Annotated in this window: 17 protein-coding genes and 2 pseudogenes; 9 read left to right on the forward strand and 10 right to left on the reverse strand. The window is 36.3% G+C overall.

Translation table 11 applies throughout. The annotated features are described in order from the left end of the window. Nucleotides 1–145: 145 nt before the first annotated feature. The gene (locus tag E2R68_RS13080) at nt 146–886 is read left to right on the forward strand and encodes a carbon-nitrogen hydrolase family protein (protein WP_134278127.1); all 741 of its coding nucleotides are present in this window, start codon (nt 146–148) and stop codon (nt 884–886) included. 89 nt (nt 887–975) lie between these two features. On the opposite strand, the pseudogene E2R68_RS13085 reads toward E2R68_RS13080, so the two are convergent. Next, nucleotides 976–1,188 (reverse strand): annotated as a pseudogene (locus E2R68_RS13085) (IS110 family transposase); the annotation flags it as partial. A gap of 133 nt (nt 1,189–1,321) precedes the next feature. On the opposite strand from E2R68_RS13085, the gene E2R68_RS13090 reads away from it, so the two are divergent. After that, on the forward strand, nt 1,322–1,813 hold the full coding sequence (locus tag E2R68_RS13090; RefSeq protein ID WP_134278128.1) for an SHOCT domain-containing protein: 492 nt from the start codon (nt 1,322–1,324) through the stop codon (nt 1,811–1,813). 28 nt (nt 1,814–1,841) lie between these two features. On the opposite strand, the pseudogene E2R68_RS13095 reads toward E2R68_RS13090, so the two are convergent. Beyond that, nucleotides 1,842–2,117, reverse strand: a pseudogene (locus E2R68_RS13095) (transposase); the annotation flags it as partial. 98 nt (nt 2,118–2,215) lie between these two features. Between E2R68_RS13095 and E2R68_RS13100 the strand changes: the two are divergent. Then, a complete protein-coding gene (locus E2R68_RS13100) occupies nt 2,216–3,208 on the forward strand; it encodes a transposase (RefSeq protein WP_134278129.1) in 993 nt (330 codons plus the stop codon). Nucleotides 3,209–3,667: 459 nt separating this feature from the next. Here the strand turns inward: E2R68_RS13100 and phnE (E2R68_RS13105) are convergent, their stop codons facing one another. The 7 genes from phnE (E2R68_RS13105) to E2R68_RS13135 all read right to left on the reverse strand — a co-directional run bounded on the left by phnE (E2R68_RS13105) (nt 3,668) and on the right by E2R68_RS13135 (nt 11,723). After that, the gene (gene phnE, locus E2R68_RS13105; protein ID WP_208380251.1) at nt 3,668–4,471 is read right to left on the reverse strand and encodes a phosphonate ABC transporter, permease protein PhnE; all 804 of its coding nucleotides are present in this window, start codon (nt 4,469–4,471) and stop codon (nt 3,668–3,670) included. Between the two features lie 20 nt (nt 4,472–4,491). Beyond that, nucleotides 4,492–5,292 (reverse strand): phosphonate ABC transporter, permease protein PhnE, encoded by an 801-nt coding sequence (phnE, locus tag E2R68_RS13110; protein ID WP_134278131.1) that lies wholly within the window; start codon nt 5,290–5,292, stop codon nt 4,492–4,494. Beyond that, nucleotides 5,289–6,113, reverse strand: a complete 825-nt coding sequence (gene phnC / locus E2R68_RS13115) for a phosphonate ABC transporter ATP-binding protein (protein WP_134278132.1) — start codon at nt 6,111–6,113, stop codon at nt 5,289–5,291. Before phnC ends, phnE (E2R68_RS13110) begins: the two co-directional genes overlap by 4 nt. Nucleotides 6,114–6,122: 9 nt before the next feature. Continuing rightward, a complete protein-coding gene (phnD, locus tag E2R68_RS13120; protein WP_134278133.1) occupies nt 6,123–7,061 on the reverse strand; it encodes a phosphate/phosphite/phosphonate ABC transporter substrate-binding protein in 939 nt (312 codons plus the stop codon). 372 nt (nt 7,062–7,433) lie between these two features. Next, nucleotides 7,434–9,047, reverse strand: a complete 1,614-nt coding sequence (locus E2R68_RS13125; RefSeq protein ID WP_134278134.1) for a DUF1254 domain-containing protein — start codon at nt 9,045–9,047, stop codon at nt 7,434–7,436. A gap of 611 nt (nt 9,048–9,658) precedes the next feature. Beyond that, entirely contained in the window at nt 9,659–10,096 is a 438-nt protein-coding gene (locus E2R68_RS13130; RefSeq protein WP_243834688.1) for a ribosome recycling factor family protein, read from the reverse strand. 94 nt (nt 10,097–10,190) lie between these two features. After that, on the reverse strand, nt 10,191–11,723 hold the full coding sequence (locus E2R68_RS13135) for a phospholipase D family protein (protein WP_134278136.1): 1,533 nt from the start codon (nt 11,721–11,723) through the stop codon (nt 10,191–10,193). A 322-nt stretch (nt 11,724–12,045) separates the two neighbouring features. Here E2R68_RS13135 and nfsA point away from each other — a divergent pair, with 322 nt between their 5' ends. The 3 genes from nfsA (at nt 12,046) to E2R68_RS13150 (ending at nt 14,270) form a co-directional block, all read left to right on the forward strand. Continuing rightward, on the forward strand, nt 12,046–12,768 hold the full coding sequence (gene nfsA, locus E2R68_RS13140) for an oxygen-insensitive NADPH nitroreductase (RefSeq protein ID WP_134278137.1): 723 nt from the start codon (nt 12,046–12,048) through the stop codon (nt 12,766–12,768). A gap of 241 nt (nt 12,769–13,009) precedes the next feature. Then, entirely contained in the window at nt 13,010–13,669 is a 660-nt protein-coding gene (locus E2R68_RS13145; RefSeq protein WP_134278138.1) for an NADPH-dependent FMN reductase, read from the forward strand. 16 nt (nt 13,670–13,685) lie between these two features. Continuing rightward, the gene (locus E2R68_RS13150; protein ID WP_134278139.1) at nt 13,686–14,270 is read left to right on the forward strand and encodes a DUF938 domain-containing protein; all 585 of its coding nucleotides are present in this window, start codon (nt 13,686–13,688) and stop codon (nt 14,268–14,270) included. A 79-nt stretch (nt 14,271–14,349) separates the two neighbouring features. On the opposite strand, the gene E2R68_RS13155 is transcribed toward E2R68_RS13150, so the two are convergent. Then, nucleotides 14,350–14,928 carry an acetate uptake transporter gene (locus tag E2R68_RS13155; RefSeq protein ID WP_134278140.1) on the reverse strand — a complete coding sequence of 193 codons (579 nt, stop codon included), beginning with the start codon at nt 14,926–14,928 and terminating at the stop codon, nt 14,350–14,352. 292 nt (nt 14,929–15,220) lie between these two features. Here E2R68_RS13155 and E2R68_RS13160 point away from each other — a divergent pair, with 292 nt between their 5' ends. From E2R68_RS13160 to E2R68_RS13170, 3 genes are all read left to right on the forward strand, one after another. Further along, entirely contained in the window at nt 15,221–15,988 is a 768-nt protein-coding gene (locus tag E2R68_RS13160) for an ABC transporter ATP-binding protein (protein ID WP_134278141.1), read from the forward strand. A gap of 54 nt (nt 15,989–16,042) precedes the next feature. Next, entirely contained in the window at nt 16,043–16,816 is a 774-nt protein-coding gene (gene aotJ / locus E2R68_RS13165) for an L-arginine-binding protein AotJ (RefSeq protein WP_134278142.1), read from the forward strand. Between the two features lie 124 nt (nt 16,817–16,940). After that, nucleotides 16,941–17,681, forward strand: a complete 741-nt coding sequence (locus E2R68_RS13170; protein ID WP_134278143.1) for an ABC transporter permease — start codon at nt 16,941–16,943, stop codon at nt 17,679–17,681. The last annotated feature ends 1 nt before the right edge of the window (nt 17,682 follow it).

Raw genomic sequence — 17,682 nt, forward strand, 5'->3', positions numbered from 1 at the left:
TAAGCCTCAATTTAATCAATCAGTTATTGAAAACAGAATAATCTATTTAATCTCAAGTAAATGTAAGTTAATCTGGTTTTTATTTAAATTAAGTAGGCTGAAAACGAGTTATTCTACAGCCTCGTTATATTTCAAGGAGGGTTAGGTGCCAAATTTAAAGATTGCAGTAGCTCAAGTGTCATCTATAAAAGGTGATGTTGATGAAAACATCAAAAATCATTTAGTTGCTATAGAAAAAGCAAGTCAAGTTGGAGTTTCGTATATTGTATTTCCTGAATTATCTCTTACAGGTTATGAGCCCGAATTAGCTGTTAAGCTTGCATTTTCAACTGATGATAGTCGGTTAAAACCTTTAATTGACTCTGCAATAGAAAAGAATATAACAATTGGTGTTGGTGCACCTTTGAAGTCAGATGGTTTGCCAAAGATTGGGCTTATTATCATTTCTCAATTAGGTACAGTAGATACTTATGAAAAGATGTACCTTCACTCTGGTGAAGAGGCATATTTTAATCGCGGCTCTGATTATAATTGTATAACCATTGGAAACACAAAAATTGCTAATGCTATTTGTGCTGATACCAATAATTCAAACCATGCTCGTACTTGTTCTAAACTAGGCGCTTCTGTTTATATCGCCGGAGTATTAATTACAGAAGGTGGGTATGATTCTGATACAGCTGTAATGGCTGCTTATGCTAATGAATATAATATGCTTGTTGCAATGGCTAATCATAGTCAACCTACAGGTAATTGGGCTCCTATTGGTAAAAGTGCAATTTGGTCAAACACTGGGTTACTTGCTTGTGCATCTGAGAATCAAAATGCTTTAGTTGTGGCTGAAAAACTAGATGGCAATTGGTCTGGGCAGGTAATGGAAATATAATGTGGATAAAAGTACTGGACACCCATCAACTTTTTATTCTAAAGGTTTGATTTTATTGCGATGAGCTAGTGGGTGTCCAATACTTGTTTATAACCACAAGGACCAGCTTCGTAAACGAAATGTAGTGTGGCATCTGGATATTTAGACTGTAATTGTCTAACGAGTTTTTTGAACGCCGTTTTATTACTGAGTACACGCCCTAAATGAACAGGTTTTGCGCCGCGTTGGTCTTCAATATAGGCGACTTCCGTAAATGTTTTATGCGTATCTAAGCCGATGAAAAGTATGCTATGTTTAGTCATGCTAGCCTCCACATTATATTATTGATAGATATATTATGGCTCTGGTTTTCAACTAACCCTCGGTAGAGGCTAGCACCTTAGTGGGAAGTCATTATGTCTATGTTTAATAATCAACAATTGGAGTTTCCCTAAAATGAAGCTGATAATTTTGCTTTTATGTTTTGTTCTAACCGCATGTGCTAATCCTGGTGTTGTTGAAATTTCACCTGATACTTATGTTCTATTCAGAGATGACCATGGTGGTATTTTTGGGAATGCTGGAGCATTAAGAGCAGATGTGATCAGAGATGCTAATACATTTGCTAAATCAAAAGGGAAAATAGCTGTTCCTGTTTCATCTACATATACACCTATAGGTAACGGCCCCGGACAATGGGCATCTTTCGAGTATCAATTTAGAGTTGTAAACAAAGAAGATGAAGAAGCAGTGAGAACATCATTAAAAAAACGTGCTGATCATGTAGTTGATCAAAATGTAAAAATTGATATTAATTCCAAGTCATCTCAGGCAACAAAAGACACTTACTCAGAGTTAATTAAAATTAATGACTTACTTGAAAAAGGTATCATTTCTCAAGCTGAATTTGAGGCAATGAAAGTTAAAATTTTAGGCGCAAGCAATTAAACATAACAAGTGACTATGGTGTCAAATTCTAATTTGTATTCATTTTAGGATCCCACATGACACCATCTCTAACCATCGAGTTTAATATAACTATCATCTTACGAACACAAGCAATAATAGCTGTTTTCTTTGGCTTTCCTGCCGCTACTAATCGCTGATATGTTGTTTTAAAAACAGGGTTACATTGCATCGCTGACATCATTGCCATATACATTACAGTTCGTATTTTATGGCGATCTCCACGTATATTTCTTTTACATTCATAGTTACCACTTTCTTTATTAAATGGTGCTACGCCAAAAAGTAGCGCAAAGTAGCGGACACCCATCTACTTTGAATTAATTTAAAACGTAAACTATCTTTTGAAAGTGGCTTATTTCAGCATATTGGAGGTAGTTTGCTATGACTCAATCTCGCCAATCGCAAGTATCGTTATCTGATACACCTTATTACCATTGTATTTCTCGCTGTGTTCGCCGCGCTTACTTATGTGGAGAAGATAAATACACACAAAAATCTTTTGAGCATAGGCGTCAATGGGTGGTTGAGCGAATGCATTACCTTGCTTCGCTGTTTAGTATTGATATTTGTGCTTACGCTATTATGTCCAATCATTACCATCTGGTGTTACATGTAGATGAAGCATTCAATGACAATTTAAACCATGAGGAAGTTTGTGAACGTTGGTGTCAGCTGTATTCAAAGCCTGTATTAGTTGAGCGTTGGCAATCAGAGCAAACAATATCAGAAGCAGAAAATAAAGCAGCATTGGCTATTATTGAACATTGGCGAAGTCGACTCGCTGATATTTCATGGTTTATGCGTTGCTTAAACGAGTTTATTGCACGTAAAGCCAATAAAGAAGATGAGTGCTTTGGTCGTTTTTGGGAAGGGCGATTCAAGTCTCAAGCCCTACTTGATGAAGATGCGTTACTCACTTGCATGGCTTATGTTGATTTGAATCCTGTACGAGCAAAAATGAGTGACAGTGTTGACACGTCTGAATATACCTCCGCTTATGAGCGCATTCATGGTGTGGCTCAGCAGAAAGAAAAACCACTGGAATATGCTTTTACTAAAAAATCTTTATTTGGTTTCGTGGGGGATAAAAACAAACAATCAACCGAAGGTATTCCATTTTCACTATTGGATTATATCGAATTAGTTGATTGGAGTGGTCGTATTATAAGAGAAGACAAACGTGGTGCTATTTCAAGTCAACGCCCTAGCATTCTCTCTCAGCTTGGGTTAGATGATGATACTTGGTTATCATTGGCCAGTAGTTTTGGCAAAGATTATCACGGCGCGGTAGGGTCGTTAGACGCATTATCCGCATATGCAAGTCACACAGGTAAGCGTTGGATAGCGAGTAAAAACCAATTACGGCTGCATTAGTTCATCGTTAATTCATTTCATTCCTAATCATTTTATTATTAGCGTTCGCTAAGCTTTCTTGTATATAAAAACTGATGAATTTTAGCTATTTACTTATAAATTCTATGCATTAGGTTTTATTACTCAACTATTCCCATTAATTGACTTGGTGTGTGGATAACAGAAATAGTATATTAAGTATAATGTAAATGAATGGATGTCCAGATTTATTTCATCAAGAATAGTCTTTCCGGTTAACTTTGTTTTTTTATATTGTATCGTTTAATTGATAAACCACCTTGTCTAAGTAAATGAATGGATGTCCGGATTTATTTTACGGATTTATTTTTATCGTAAAATAATTAAATTATTAATTTTATTTTAGTTGGATTAATACGGAGGAGTCTAATTGTTTGTTTTGAATGTCAATAAAAGTAGATACTGAAAGCGAAAGTATTCAATATCTACTTGATTATTCACTTAGATAATCGCGTGACGTGCTTTAGCAGATACCCATTCAGATAAGACTACGGTAAACAGAATAGATATAAAAATAACCGTTACCTGTGGCCAGGATAATATCGCCATTGATTCCTGTAATTTAAGACCAATACCGCCCGCACCAACTAATCCTAATACCGTTGATTCACGAATATTAATATCCCAACGAAATAAACTCGTCCCGATAAAACTAGGCATAACTTGAGGAAGTACGCCATAGTTTAATACTTGTAAAGAAGAAGCACCAGTTGCTCTAATCGATGAAGCTTGTGTCTCATTTACCTCTTCAATGGCTTCGTACATTAATTTAGCAATAAAACCAATGGAACGTAGTGCAATAGCAATAATCCCCGCAAGTAAACCAGGCCCAAGAATCGCAACCAATAATAACGCCCAGATTAATGAATTAATTGAACGACTTGCTGCAATAATAAATAGGGCGATAGGTCGCACTATGTAAGTACTTGGTGTTGTATTTTGAGCCGCTAAGAAAGCAATAGGAAAAGCAAGCATAATCCCTAATAAAGTCCCTAACGTCGCCATGTTAATCGTATCCCAAAGCGGTACCCACAATTGACTCATGTAATCCCAACGAGGTGGCCACATACGTGCACTGATATCGGCAATTTGATTTGGTGAATCGGTAACAAAATACCAAATAGTATCTTGATTCATCACTTGCCAAGTATAAACAGCTAAGGTAATAAAACATAACCAACAAACCCAGTTAAATAATCGTTGCTTGCTATTGTATTTATGCCATTCATCCTTGTTAATGTTCATTGAACTCATTTTTAAATTCTCTATTTGATACGTTGACGAAGAATGGTTGATAGATATTCACACAACATAACAATTGCGATAATAATCAATAAAATGGCAGCAGCGGAATCATATTCATATCTACCCATTGCGGTGTTTAATGTGCCGCCTATACCACCTGCACCTACAATACCGATAACTGCTGATTCTCGAAAATTAATATCAAGACGATACATGGATAAACCAATGAAGCGAGGCATAACTTGAGCTTGTACTGCATAGTTCACTTGTTGCAGCCAACTTGCACCAGCGGCTTTCATTGCCGTTAAAGGAGCTGGGTCAATAGCTTCGATTTCATCTGCAAATAATTTCGCTAAAAAACCAATCGTTGCAAAGGTAAGTGTGACAAATCCAGCAAACGTACCAAAGCCAAATAATGCAACACATAAAATAGCAATAATTATTTCTTGGAAACTACGGGCAATAGCAATAAAAGAACGACAAAACAGATAAATAGGCTTAGGTGCAAGGTTGTTAGCTGCTCCCAAACCAAAAGGAATGGAAAGAATAATCCCCGCAATGGTTGAGGTGAAAGTCATGGTTAAACTTTCAATTAAGCCTGTATAGATATGTTCCCAGCGCCCACTGAAATTGGGGTTCATAAAACCTAATATGAATGTCCAACCACGTTCAGAGCCTTCATATATTCGCGCCCAATTAATATGGATAGATTGCGTGGCACTGTATAGATAAGCAATTGAAAATATGACAATGCCCCAGCGCAACCAAGCACTTTTGATAAGAGGGGGCTTTTTCCAAGTTGTAGGTAAAGAGTTATTCATGCAATCGCCTTCAAAACGGGTGTAGTAGGCGCTTCAAGGTCATCACTATCAATATTATTTTCTTGTGGCAAATTCCAATCTTCTTCCCCATAAATGGTGGTTAATACAGATTCATCTAAGGTATTAGGTTTACCATCAAAAACTACTTCGCCTGCTTTTAATCCTACAATACGTTGTACGAATTGTTTCGCTAATTGCACATCATGGATATTAATGATCGCTGGTAATTGATGTTTAACGCATATTTCACTAATTAAGCGCATGATCTGTCTTGCCGTTCTTGGATCAAGTGCCGCAGTAGGCTCATCAATTAACAATAGTTTAGGTTTTTGCGCTAATGCTCGCGCAATGCCAACTCGCTGCCTTTGACCGCCTGATAGGGCATCTACACGTTTATTGGCATGTTCTAATAATCCTACCGTCTCTAATAATTTGTAAGCGGTATTAACATCCTCTTTAGAAAATTTTCGTGTGAAACTACGCCAAAAACTCACATAACCCAAACGCCCAGAAAGTACGTTTTCCATTACAGTTAATCGCTCTATTAGCGCATACTCTTGGAAAATCATGCCAATCTCACGTCGTGCAGTTCTTAATTGATTTTTAGACATAGAGACGAGATTTTTCTCGGAGAAGATAACTTTTCCGCTAGTAGGTTCTGTTAAACGATTAATACATCGGATCAAGGTCGATTTACCGGCCCCCGAAGGGCCGATAAGTCCAACTATTTCACCTTCATCAACCGTAAAGCTAACATTGGTTAACGCTTTATCTGCAGCAGAATAATGCTTCGTTAACCCTTTAAGTGTTAAAGTAGACATGGTTTTCCTTTAGCTACAAGTGTAAGAAACATTATTTGCAGTATCGATAGTACGAATCACTTTCCAATGCTCTTTGTAGGTAATTGGAATAAACTTCGCTTCACCACTATTTTTAAATTCTTTTTCTAACTTAGTGCCAGCCCAATCAAATGAATAAAAGGCTTTTTCAATCTTTTCTCTTAATTCTGGCGCTAAATTGTATGCTGTACCGTATGCTGTAGTCGGGAATGTTTGTGATTTATAAATACTCACAATTTGATCTTTTGACACAACTTCTCGAGATAACATACGATTTAATACTGAGTTTGCTACAGCTGCTGCATCATAATCTTTATTTGCAACCCCTAAGATTGAATTATCATGGCTACCTGAGAATGCAGGTTTAAAATCAACATCAGGTTTCATTTTATATTCTGACGCTAAAATGGCAGAAGGTGCTTTAAATCCAGAGTTTGACGTTTGAGATGTAAACGCTAAACTTTTGCCTTTTAAATCTTCTACTTTAGTAATGCCTGAGCCAGGATAAGTGATGATTTCCATCTCATATCCAAATGAACCGTCTTTTGCAGCCATCATTGTAAATGGAGAAAAACCAGCACAGTTAACCGCTAATGGTGTAGAGCCAGTATTGAAACCAGCAATATGCAAACGACCAGAACGCATCGCCTCAATTTGCGCCGCATTACTTTGAACAGGGAAGAAACGTACTTTTTTACCAGTTGATTTTTCCAAATACGTAATGAACTCACTCCATACGTCCGCATAAACAGCAGGATCTTCTACTGGTGTATAAGCAAAAATTAATGTACCTGGATCAGCCCATTGTGATTTATCTTCTGGTACATCTGCTACTAGGTTACCTGTTCTATCTTGATAACGAGCATCCATTGCCGACACAGTTGCCGACACGAGCAATGCACTTGCTACTGCTAATTTTACTAAGTTCATGTTTATATCCCTATTAATTAAAAATAAATACAAGGGATAAACTAATGATTTTGTATGACAAGAGGGTTTCAGTTTTGTGACTAAATAGTTAAATATTGATATAAAAGCTCACATTAAGAGGCTTTACACGGTAGTTAAAGTATAAAAGTAGAGCATAAGTTAGGGATACCCATACATTTAGGAATAGTATTTTCGCCCTGCTGGCAACTCACTTTCTTTTATCAGAAAATACTGAAGAATAAGCTATTCAGTATCTACTTAATGCCAAGTATCTTTAAGGGGGGGGGATTCACTTATCTATCATAAAAATTTAGATATGAAGAACAGTGGACGATACAAAATCGATCCGCTGAATTCAATACTAAATAAGTATTATTTAACTAACTCAATTTCACTTGGTTGCCATTCTTTAGTGAAGAATGTTTCTAGCGGGCTGTATAAACGTAATATTGTGAACCAACCTTTTTTAGGGTCTGATTGGATCCAATTACCACGGGCTACACCTTTAGGTTGTTTAGGTGAAATATAAATAGTTGTTGAGCCATCTTTTGCTATTTCAGCAGCAGGTGAAGGATAACCTTGGCTACCCGCACGAGGAAAACGTTGTGGTGTTTGTAACATTGAGCGAGACTGATTATCGTATAAAATCAACGACCAAAATGCACGCGCAGGAATACCTTTAGGCAGTGTCATTTTATACGTTTTGCTACCATCATAAGCTTCACCTTTTGAATCAACAAAACCGATTAAGTATTGAGATCCGACACCAGGGATATTCATGATCATTCCTGGAGAATCAAGCGTATAACCATAGTAGAAAGCGGTACGTGAATCTAGCGTACGTGCACCCGTTTTAGCGTGTGGCTTGAACATGCCTTCCTTAGTAAAGGCTGGAGGCGGTGTTTCAAATAAATAACCACCTTCCCAAAGCATATTACTCCACATAGAATCTGGATAGTAAGACCACTCTGGATGGATTGCTGAGTAGCGCCAGTTTAATGTTCGCCCAGCAGCACTACCTACGGCTGCTGCATCAGTAAGAATTTTCTTCATACGTGCATCAGGTTTAAACGGTTTACCATGTTGAATGCCAATAGCAGCTAACTGACCTGCAAGTTCAACATCATAGCTAGTCGCTGGCTCTTGTTGTACATTTTCATTAATCATTTCAAAGAAGCCAAAGTCACTTGGTGGGACTGTATTAAATGACTTACCACTACTTTCAATAAACTTAGTTTCTGGAATTTTAGGATTCACAGCTAATCGAACTTCACCTTGTAATGCTGTCGCGATACTGGTACCTAAACCTCCTGGTGTATAAGGGTAAAGTTTAAGATTTTTCTTAATGTTAGCAACCGCAGGCTTAGGATCTTCATTCACTAGGAATGCTCTAGCAGCATACAAAACACGATTAGTTTTAGCATGCGCGATATAATATCCGCCATCAGGCAGTGGCCCGTTATAATTTGGTGGCACGATTAAATATTTCCCACCTTGTCCTCGGTCTGGTCCTGGGCGTCCAAGATCGACAATCCAAGAGAACCACATATCATTAAGCGTTCCCAATGCCTGTGGAGGCAATTCAAGCACCATAGGTCCTTTCGATAAATTGATAACACTGAGTGTATAAATAGTATCGGTATTACCAGTCAAAAATAGCGAACGGCTATCCATTAAGTCAGAAAAGATGACAAATGAATTATCGTCAGCTCCGATACTTTGGAACCCTTTACTTAATGCATAAGCTGATGCACCACGAAAGCTATTGTTATAAGCATTTAATGCACGTGTAAAATCTAATGTATCACGCACCAATTCAGCTGTTTCAAGCGTAGGGACTCCATCATTATATTCAAGTGTACCGATACGACTTTCAACTTTATCTGGCGTGCTAATATTATCTGGTATTTTAGTATTTGCTTGAGCTGTGCCGAAGCCAGCAAATGAAAATAGCATTAATGCTATTAATGGCTTTCTTATTGTCATCCTTGTATTCCTCTATTAATTAAAAGCATCTCGAAAATGGAGCAAAAGCGAGTACATTTATCATCATAGTTTACTATTCAATTTAAGCCTCATTTAATCAATAACTTATAGAGAACAGAATAATCTATTTAATCTCAAGTAAATCTAAGCTAATGCCGTTTTTACTTACATGAATGAGTGAAAGTGAGCCTAGTTATTCTTTCAGGAGAATAAGGCATTTATATCAATATTATGTTTATGTCTACATGCCCCAAGAAACTTTGAAGAGTTGTTAAGTTGTGGATACCCATACATTGAAATCATTCTTAAGGCATTAGTTCATACAGAAAACGTCTTGTTTGCTGTTACTGAAAGTTATTGATTAGGAAAAATTAACGGTGTGGATTAATGTAGCAATATTGAGTAAAGCTAAGGTATTTACGAATGCTCAACTGAGAAATGGATGTAGTTTTTTTGTGTATCATTGGGGCGCTGGATTCATCCTGCTATTATTTTTTAATCACACTTTTAAAAAGATACTAAAGTTATGTTTAATTAATTCTATTCCATATTTCTGTTGTTAATAGAGAATAATTCCATCGGGTTAGATGGCGATGCTTTAACTTTCACCTTTAATCTATCCAATTCAAATCTTCTGCTTTATCCATGGCTGCTCGGGCTTCGATTAACGTGCAACCTGTTTCTGCTATTAATCGGTTAATGGTTATATCTGGTGTGGATTGGACTATGGCGGTTAAATCAAAACTTGGTTTGGGAAGTGATTTATTAATGGCTTCTGCAATCCATCTCTTTTTATTTGCAGTTGATTTATCGAAATTTGTTTTGTCCAAAGTGACTTTGTTTAATGTGATTGCCTCTTGTTGTAATTGCTTACTTATCTCTACAAGTTGATTCTGCTTACCTGTTAGTAGCCAGTTTTTAGAACGGCGAATACGTTTTAAAGTGCAACCCTGTTGAGTTACCAGCTCTATTATTGCTGTTTTACAATCAATACGATGCAAGAAGTTATTTAACTGTATTGCTCGTTTTTTTGATGCGTCATTTGGCACTGATAATTCACTAAAGTTATTTGGAAAAGTAAAAATAATAATACCTGTTAAAGAGACGATTAACGATTATCAGTTTTAGTTCTGATAATTTATATTACAAATATTTTTCAATGGGTAATAACTGTAATAAATAGGAGTTGAATCGTTGCCATTTTCCTGTTTCTGGCTCACTATCCCAAGTTTTATCCCCTGAATACCAGCGAGGTTTTTCATCATGTAGCGCTAAGCGCCAGCTGTTTTCTTCTTGCATTGCTTGTTCTATGGAAGTCGCAAGTGCTTCTGCAATATGTTGATTTTCAATGACTAAAACAGCCTCCGTATTCAGGTAGGTTGAACGTAGGTTATAATTAAAGGAGCCGATAGTGGCTATTTTTCTGTCATATACTGCTGATTTAGCGTGAAGTCCGTAATGCGCTATCGGCATACATTTTGATTGGTCTCGTGTTGATTCTATACATAGTTTTGTTTCGGGCTTTAATTCAAATAATTGTATGCCATGCTCGAGCATATCGGTGCGTCGTCCTGCATAACCTGAATGATTAGTGATGAGATCATTAGAAGCCATTGAATTGGTCAATATTTTTATCTGTATACCTTTATCGGTTAATTTTTGTAATGCTTTCAACTGCCGATCATCAAATATCAAATAAGCAGATTCAATTAAGATCTGCTGTTTAGATTGCTGCGCTAACTTAGCTAATAATCTAGCCGTTGCTTTAGGTTTGTCACTTTCTCTAACATCAGCGGTTATAGGGCTATCAGAGGTATAATGTGCTTTTCCCCAAATCAATTTATTGATGACATTCGTGAGTAACGTATTTGAACTTTCTTTCCCTTCGGGCAAGTTCGGGTAGTGTTGGTAATGGGGAATTGGCGCTGTTTCTAATGTTGTTAGATTAGTGCTTGTCTTATTACTGATTAAGCTTATAGGGTAGGACCAAGGACCATCCCAATATTGTAAGAAACTATCTTGGATTTCATCCACTACTTTGCCTGCTACTAACACATCACGGTCGTTAAAATTAACCTCGTTGGAAAGGTCAAAGTACTCATCACCTATATTACGCCCACCAACAACCGATAGTACGCCATCGACGGTAAATGATTTATTGTGCATACGTCGATTTAATCGAGAAAAATTGGTAGTAACGTTTACTAATTTCATTACACCGTTACGACTAGGAATGGGGTTATAAACACGGATTTCTATATTAGGGTGGTTGTCAATCGTGGCTAATAGAGCATCTCGGTTACTTAGGTTAAAGTCATCAAGAAGAATTCTCACATGTACCCCACGTTTAGCAGCTGCAATTAAACGGCTCGCAAGGTAATTACCTGAAGTATCTTCATTCCAAATATAATATTGTATATCGATATTATGGTTGGCACTTTCAATAAGGGCGATACGTTGTGACAGAGCATCCCAACCAGACTGTTGTAATATGAATGCACTTTCTGAAGATTTTGATTGTTGAGGGCGAGAGTGGTTAACTATCTCAGATAATTTGCTGGTGGTTGGTTTCGCTAAAGGGGAAGTTGTGTGCTCAACTGTTTCAGGGAGTGATGCGCAGCCTGTGATAATAGTCATTAAAAGTATAGTGATGCAGGTACGTTGAAGCGTTATCATTATTTCCCTTTTTACTGCAGTGATGTCCATGTGCTTTATTTTACTGGTATTTTAATATAATTAATAATACCCATTAATTATTTATATTGGCTGAAAGAATACTTTTAAATTGAATTTTTGGGATATGTATTTATGCGTAATTCAAAACAATTCAAAGTGTCTTGTGGGTAGTTAAGTTAAGATTAAGTTGTATTTAATGTGGTAGATAAAAAGTATGTTTTTTAAATAATCATTCCCATATTTAATTTCAATATTTTCACCATGTTATTAGGGGAGTGTTGCACCTGATAAAAACAATCATCATGACAAGGTTATCATTATTATGAATAAAACCATTGAGACAATATTAAATCACCGTTCAGTTCGTCAATATACGCAGCAGCCGATAGAAAAAAATCAACTCGATACTATTATTCAAGCTGGGTTAGCAGCCTCTTCATCGAGCATGTTGCAGGTGGTTTCTATCATTCGAGTGACAGATAAAAACAAACGTAAATTGTTAGCTGAGTATGCTGGTAATCAGCGCTATGTTGAACATGCAACTGAATTTTTAGTATTTTGTATTGATTATCAACGTCATGCAGCGATTAACCCTGATGTTCAAGCTGACTTTACAGAGTTAACACTGATTGGTGCTGTTGATTGTGGTATTATGGCGCAAAATTGTTTAATAGCGGCTGAATCATTAGGTTTAGGTGGTGTGTATATTGGTGGATTACGTAATCAAATAGAGTTGGTTGATGAGTTACTTGAGTTGCCACAAAATACAGCGGTATTATTTGGCATGTGTTTAGGTCACCCCGCACAAGAGCCAGATCTAAAACCACGTTTACCTGCTCATATTATTATGCATGAAAATCAATATAAACCGCTGAATATGGATGATATTAAAGATTATGATCAAGTGATGCATGACTATTATGGAAGTCGCATTAGTAATCAAAAGCAAAGTACTTGGTCACAACAAGTTACTACACAATTATCAAAAGAATCTCGTTCACATATCTTGCCATATTTGAATAAAAAAGGACTAACAAAGCGCTGATCTTTGTTATAGCAAATTGTTGATAATTTAGGGTGGTGTTCAATGCCGTACCATCCTTTTATTTAATCATCTATGAAGAATGTACGAACCTCTAGTTAACAAAAATAAAAGAATGCAGGATCCCTACCATTTTATTTTGTATCTACTTATCATCAGGTAATCTATTTAGTTGATTTTTAAGTGTTAACAGATGATATTAATAATTTTTTATTTTATCTAAGTAAATTTATTGGAGATAAATATGAAGTTATTAGTATTCTTGGGGAGCATTCGCGACAGTACTCCTCCTAGACCTGCTCGGTTGGGGGATAGAGTGGCAAAAGCGATCCTCTCGTGCCTAAAAGTACGTTATCAAGAGCATGAAATAGAACTTATTGATTGTTTAGATTATCCACTTGAAAGCGTTTTCAAACCTCACTTTGCTTTCGCTAAGGGTAAAGCGCCTAATGAACTTAATTTATTAGCGGAAAAAATTGAAAGTGCAGATGGATTTATTATGGTGAGTCCTGAATATAATCATTCAATGAGTCCAGCTTTAGCGCATTTATTAAACCATTTCGGTAGTTCCTTATTTTCTTATAAACCCAGTGCTATTGTTACTTATTCTGCTGGTCAGTGGGGCGGTATGCGAGCTGCTGTTGGTATGCGTACTTTTTTATCTGAGCTTGGCTGTTTATCTGTCTCTGCAATGATACATATCCCTAAAGCACAAGAGATTTTTACTGAGGCGGGAGAGTTACAACTTGGAGAAGATCAAAATAGTTGGTTTGATTATTTTTCTCATACAATTAATCAATTGATTTGGTGGGGAGAGGCGACAAAAGAGCACAGAGCAAAAGTTAATCCTAATGAGTTAATTCGTGATTTTAAAAAAGATCCCTCACAACGTAATGCACCTTAATGCGAAGAGAAAATACATGACCAAACAATCATCTAGTTCTTGCGAACGTAATCAAAAACCGATTTTAGACGTGCTTTCTCGTGTGTTAAAAGATCGTAAACAGGTATTAGAAATTGGGTCGGGCACTGGGCAACATGCTGTTTATTTTGCTCCTCATTTATCGCATTTACTATGGCATACCAGCGATGATAAAAGTAATCATGCGAGCATTAATGCTTGGATTAAGGAATTTCCTAGTCGTAATTTACAGCTTCCTTTTGAATTTTTGATTGGCAAACATCCTTGGCCTAGCATTCCTGTTGATGCTATTTTTACCGCTAATACCACACACATCATGGCAAAAGATAATGCTAAAGAGATGATGAAAATGGTTGCTGATAATTTACAAAAAGGTGGGATATTTTGCCAATATGGCCCTTTTAATCTTGATGGAAATTATACCAGTGAGGGTAACCGTGAATTTGATATCTACCTTAAACAAAATGGTTGTGGTGGTATTCGGGATATTAATGAATTAAGTGAGTGGGGTACAGGACTGCGTTTAATTGAAAAAGTAGTAATGCCCGCAAATAACTTCTTATTGATATGGGAGTCCTGTTAACTTTCTTAAAAAAGGATATTAAAAAGCCGAGTTTAACTCGGCTCTTAATAAACTAGCTTAATAATAAGTTAGTTTAGAACTATTTTGGCTCACCAAGAGGTAATACGGTACGGCCGTATTGCTCATTGATAACCTGTGCCATTGCAGAGTAGATAGCAATTGCACCACATAGAATACCTTCATAACCAGCGATTTGAATGATTAATTCAGAACCTGTGTAATCACCTATTGCTAATAGGAAGAATAAAATAGTTAAAGTACCAAATACAAGCTGTGATGCACGGCTACCACGTAATGTTGCAATAAACATAAACGCAGTAAAGATACCCCACATTAATAAGTAACAAGCCATGAATGCATGTGGTGTTGCTTGTGTTACGCCTTCAGTTCCCATTTGTGGGAATAATAATAATGCAACTAAGCTGATCCAAAAGAAACCGTATGAAGTAAATGCAGTTAAACCAAAAGTGTTACCTTTTTTGAATTCTAAAATACCCGCGATAATTTGTGCTGCACCGCCATAACATAAACCCATAGCAAGGATCATTGCACTAATTGGGAAAAAACCCGCATTGTGGATATTTAATAAAATAGTGGTCATACCGAAGCCCATTAGGCCTAATGGAGCTGGATTTGCAAAGTTATCTGATTGTGACACGTGATGTACCTTTTGTGTGGATGTTTAAGTAATTGAGATCGCGCGCACAATATCATGGAATGAAACTTTGTAAAGAATTATATGATAATTAGGGATAGATCTTGTTTAGAGTTAATTTAGATCAATATATGTGAGTTAGGTGGGTTATTTAGATTTAATCTCTTCAAATAAGTTTATATTTAATTTTTAAAAATGTAAAAACAGAGTAAATCTTTGTATTTATTTTATTAATTTTTTGTACAAACTAGGTACAATGAAGAATCACTTTAATTAACCATAATGAATATTACTGATGACAGCACCGACTTTATCGATAAGAAATCTACATAAATCCTTTGCGGATAATGAAGTATTAAAAGGTATTAATTTAGAAGCTCATCAAGGCGATGTTATTTCTATTTTAGGCGCTTCAGGATCAGGTAAAAGTACCTTGTTACGTTGTGTTAATTTGTTAGAAACACCTACTTCAGGTGATATTTTGGTTAATGGTGAATTAATCGAAATGAAACAAGATAAAAAACGCGGCGCAATTCCAGCCTCTATTAAACAAGTTGAACGAATTCGCAGTCGTTTAGCGATGGTATTTCAAGGGTTTAATTTATGGTCTCATTTATCTGTTATCGAAAATGTGATTGAAGCACCGGTTCATGTGCTTGGTGTTCCAAAAAAAGAAGCCATTGTAAAAGCTGAAGCTTTATTACAACGTGTTGGTTTATATGAACGAAAAGATTATTACCCTGGACAACTTTCTGGCGGCCAACAACAACGAGTTGCGATTGCTAGAGCATTAGCTGTTGAACCTGAAGTTATGCTGTTTGATGAACCTACCTCTGCATTAGATCCTGAATTAGTTGGTGAAGTATTAACTGTTATGCGCGATTTGGCTGAAGAAGGCCGTACTATGTTAGTGGTTACACATGAAATGGCGTTTGCCAGAGATGTCTCGAATAAAGTTTTATTTTTACATCAGGGGTTAGTAGAAGAAGAAGGTAAGCCTGAGCTTATTTTTGAAAATCCTTCTTCTGAGCGCTTTAAACAATTTATATCAACCGTTTATTAGTAGGTTTTATACCTCAATAAAAATTTAGTTATTAATCACCAATAAGGAAATACAATGAAAAAAATTACTATATTAGTTGCATTATTTGCATTTGCATTTAGTACTGCACAAGCAAAAGAGTGGAAACAAATTCGTATCGGTGTTGAAGGTGCATACCCTCCTTTTAGTAAAACAGAAGAAGACGGCAGTGTAACTGGATTTGATATTGATATTGCTAATGCACTATGTACTGAGTTACAAGCAAAATGTACGTTAGTTAAACAAGATTGGGATGGCATTATTCCTGCGTTATTAGGCCGTAAATTTGACGCTATTGTTGCAACAATGGATATTACAGAAGAGCGTCAGAAAAAAGTTGCTTTCACTAAGAAATACCAACATATTCCTGCACGTTTTGTTGCTAAAAAAGGCACTGCTTATGAAGCAACTGCTGATTTTATGAAAGGTAAAAGAGTAGGTGTTCAACGAGCAACTACGATGGACCTATACATTTCTGATAACTTTCCTTCTGCAAAAATTAGACGTTATGGTTCAGCTGACGAAGCTTATTTAGATTTAAAAGCGGGTCGTCTTGATTACGTAATGGCTGACTCTGCTGCAATTAGTGATGGTTTACTAGCAAAAGAAGACGGCGATAAGTTTGAATTTGTTGGTCCTGAATTAACTGATCCTAAATGGTTTGGTTACGGTGCAGGTATTGCGATCCGTAAACAAGATAAAGATTTAGCAGATCAATTAAATAAAGCCATTGATGCTATTCGTGCTGATGGTACTTATAAGAAAATCCAAGATAAGTACTTCACTTTTGACGTATACGGTCAAGAATAAATATATCGTTCTATTTTACGGTATTAAGTAAAAAGAACGTTAAAAATAAAAAGGGTGGTAGTTAGCAATAACTTCTATTGGTGACATAATCCATCCTTTTTATTCTTTTGGAAAAGAAGTATATATGTTTGATTTATATGGCTATAAAGATATTTTTTTAGCCGGTGCGTGGTTAACATTACAAGTTGCTTTATTATCTTTATTACTTGCTGTTGTACTCGGTTTAATTGCTGCTTTAGCTAAACTATCCCACTCTTCGGTATTAACTGGCATCGCTACTGTCTACACCACTATTATTCGTGGTATCCCTGATTTGATCTTAATGTTATTAATTTTCTTTGGTGGGCAAATGCTCGTTAATAATATGAGTTATAACTTTAATGAATGGCTTAATGGCGTGATGACTGGGTATTACCCGAATCATGAATGGACATCTTATTTACCTGATTATATCGATATAAGTCCTTATTTTGCTGGCATTGTAACCATTGGTTTTATTTTTGGGGCTTACATGGCTGAAACCTTTAGGGGCGCGATTTTAGCCGTCGATAAAGGACAAATGGAAGCCGCAACAGCCTATGGGATGAATAAATATAAACGTTTTTCTCGGATCATGTTTCCACAAATGATGCGCCATGCTTTACCTGGTTTAGGTAATAACTGGCTTGTTTTATTAAAGACAACCGCATTAGTGTCGATTATTGGTTTACAAGATATGGTTAAAATTGCGGGTGATGCATCAGGATCAACTCAAAAACCATTTACCTTCTATTTAGTAGTGGCTTTGGTATTTCTACTTTATACCACTATCTCAACCTCATTTTTAAAATGGGCTGAGCATAAATATCGTATTCAAACGAGGTAAC

Source organism: Psychromonas algarum, from assembly GCF_004376845.1.
Taxonomy (GTDB): domain Bacteria; phylum Pseudomonadota; class Gammaproteobacteria; order Enterobacterales; family Psychromonadaceae; genus Psychromonas.

Excerpts from the sequence above, each read along its gene's own strand:
- E2R68_RS13090 (WP_134278128.1), top strand. The coding sequence starts at position 1,322 with ATGAAGCTGATAATTTTGCTTTTATGTTTTGTTCTAACCGCATGTGCT.
- E2R68_RS13100 (WP_134278129.1), top strand. The coding sequence starts at position 2,216 with ATGACTCAATCTCGCCAATCGCAAGTATCGTTATCTGATACACCTTAT.
- phnE (WP_208380251.1), bottom strand. The coding sequence starts at position 4,471 with ATGAACATTAACAAGGATGAATGGCATAAATACAATAGCAAGCAACGA.
- phnE (WP_134278131.1), bottom strand. The coding sequence starts at position 5,292 with ATGAATAACTCTTTACCTACAACTTGGAAAAAGCCCCCTCTTATCAAA.
- phnC (WP_134278132.1), bottom strand. The coding sequence starts at position 6,113 with ATGTCTACTTTAACACTTAAAGGGTTAACGAAGCATTATTCTGCTGCA.
- phnD (WP_134278133.1), bottom strand. The coding sequence starts at position 7,061 with ATGAACTTAGTAAAATTAGCAGTAGCAAGTGCATTGCTCGTGTCGGCA.
- E2R68_RS13125 (WP_134278134.1), bottom strand. The coding sequence starts at position 9,047 with ATGACAATAAGAAAGCCATTAATAGCATTAATGCTATTTTCATTTGCT.
- E2R68_RS13135 (WP_134278136.1), bottom strand. The coding sequence starts at position 11,723 with ATGATAACGCTTCAACGTACCTGCATCACTATACTTTTAATGACTATT.
- nfsA (WP_134278137.1), top strand. The coding sequence starts at position 12,046 with ATGAATAAAACCATTGAGACAATATTAAATCACCGTTCAGTTCGTCAA.
- E2R68_RS13145 (WP_134278138.1), top strand. The coding sequence starts at position 13,010 with ATGAAGTTATTAGTATTCTTGGGGAGCATTCGCGACAGTACTCCTCCT.
- E2R68_RS13150 (WP_134278139.1), top strand. The coding sequence starts at position 13,686 with ATGACCAAACAATCATCTAGTTCTTGCGAACGTAATCAAAAACCGATT.
- E2R68_RS13160 (WP_134278141.1), top strand. The coding sequence starts at position 15,221 with ATGACAGCACCGACTTTATCGATAAGAAATCTACATAAATCCTTTGCG.
- aotJ (WP_134278142.1), top strand. The coding sequence starts at position 16,043 with ATGAAAAAAATTACTATATTAGTTGCATTATTTGCATTTGCATTTAGT.
- E2R68_RS13170 (WP_134278143.1), top strand. The coding sequence starts at position 16,941 with ATGTTTGATTTATATGGCTATAAAGATATTTTTTTAGCCGGTGCGTGG.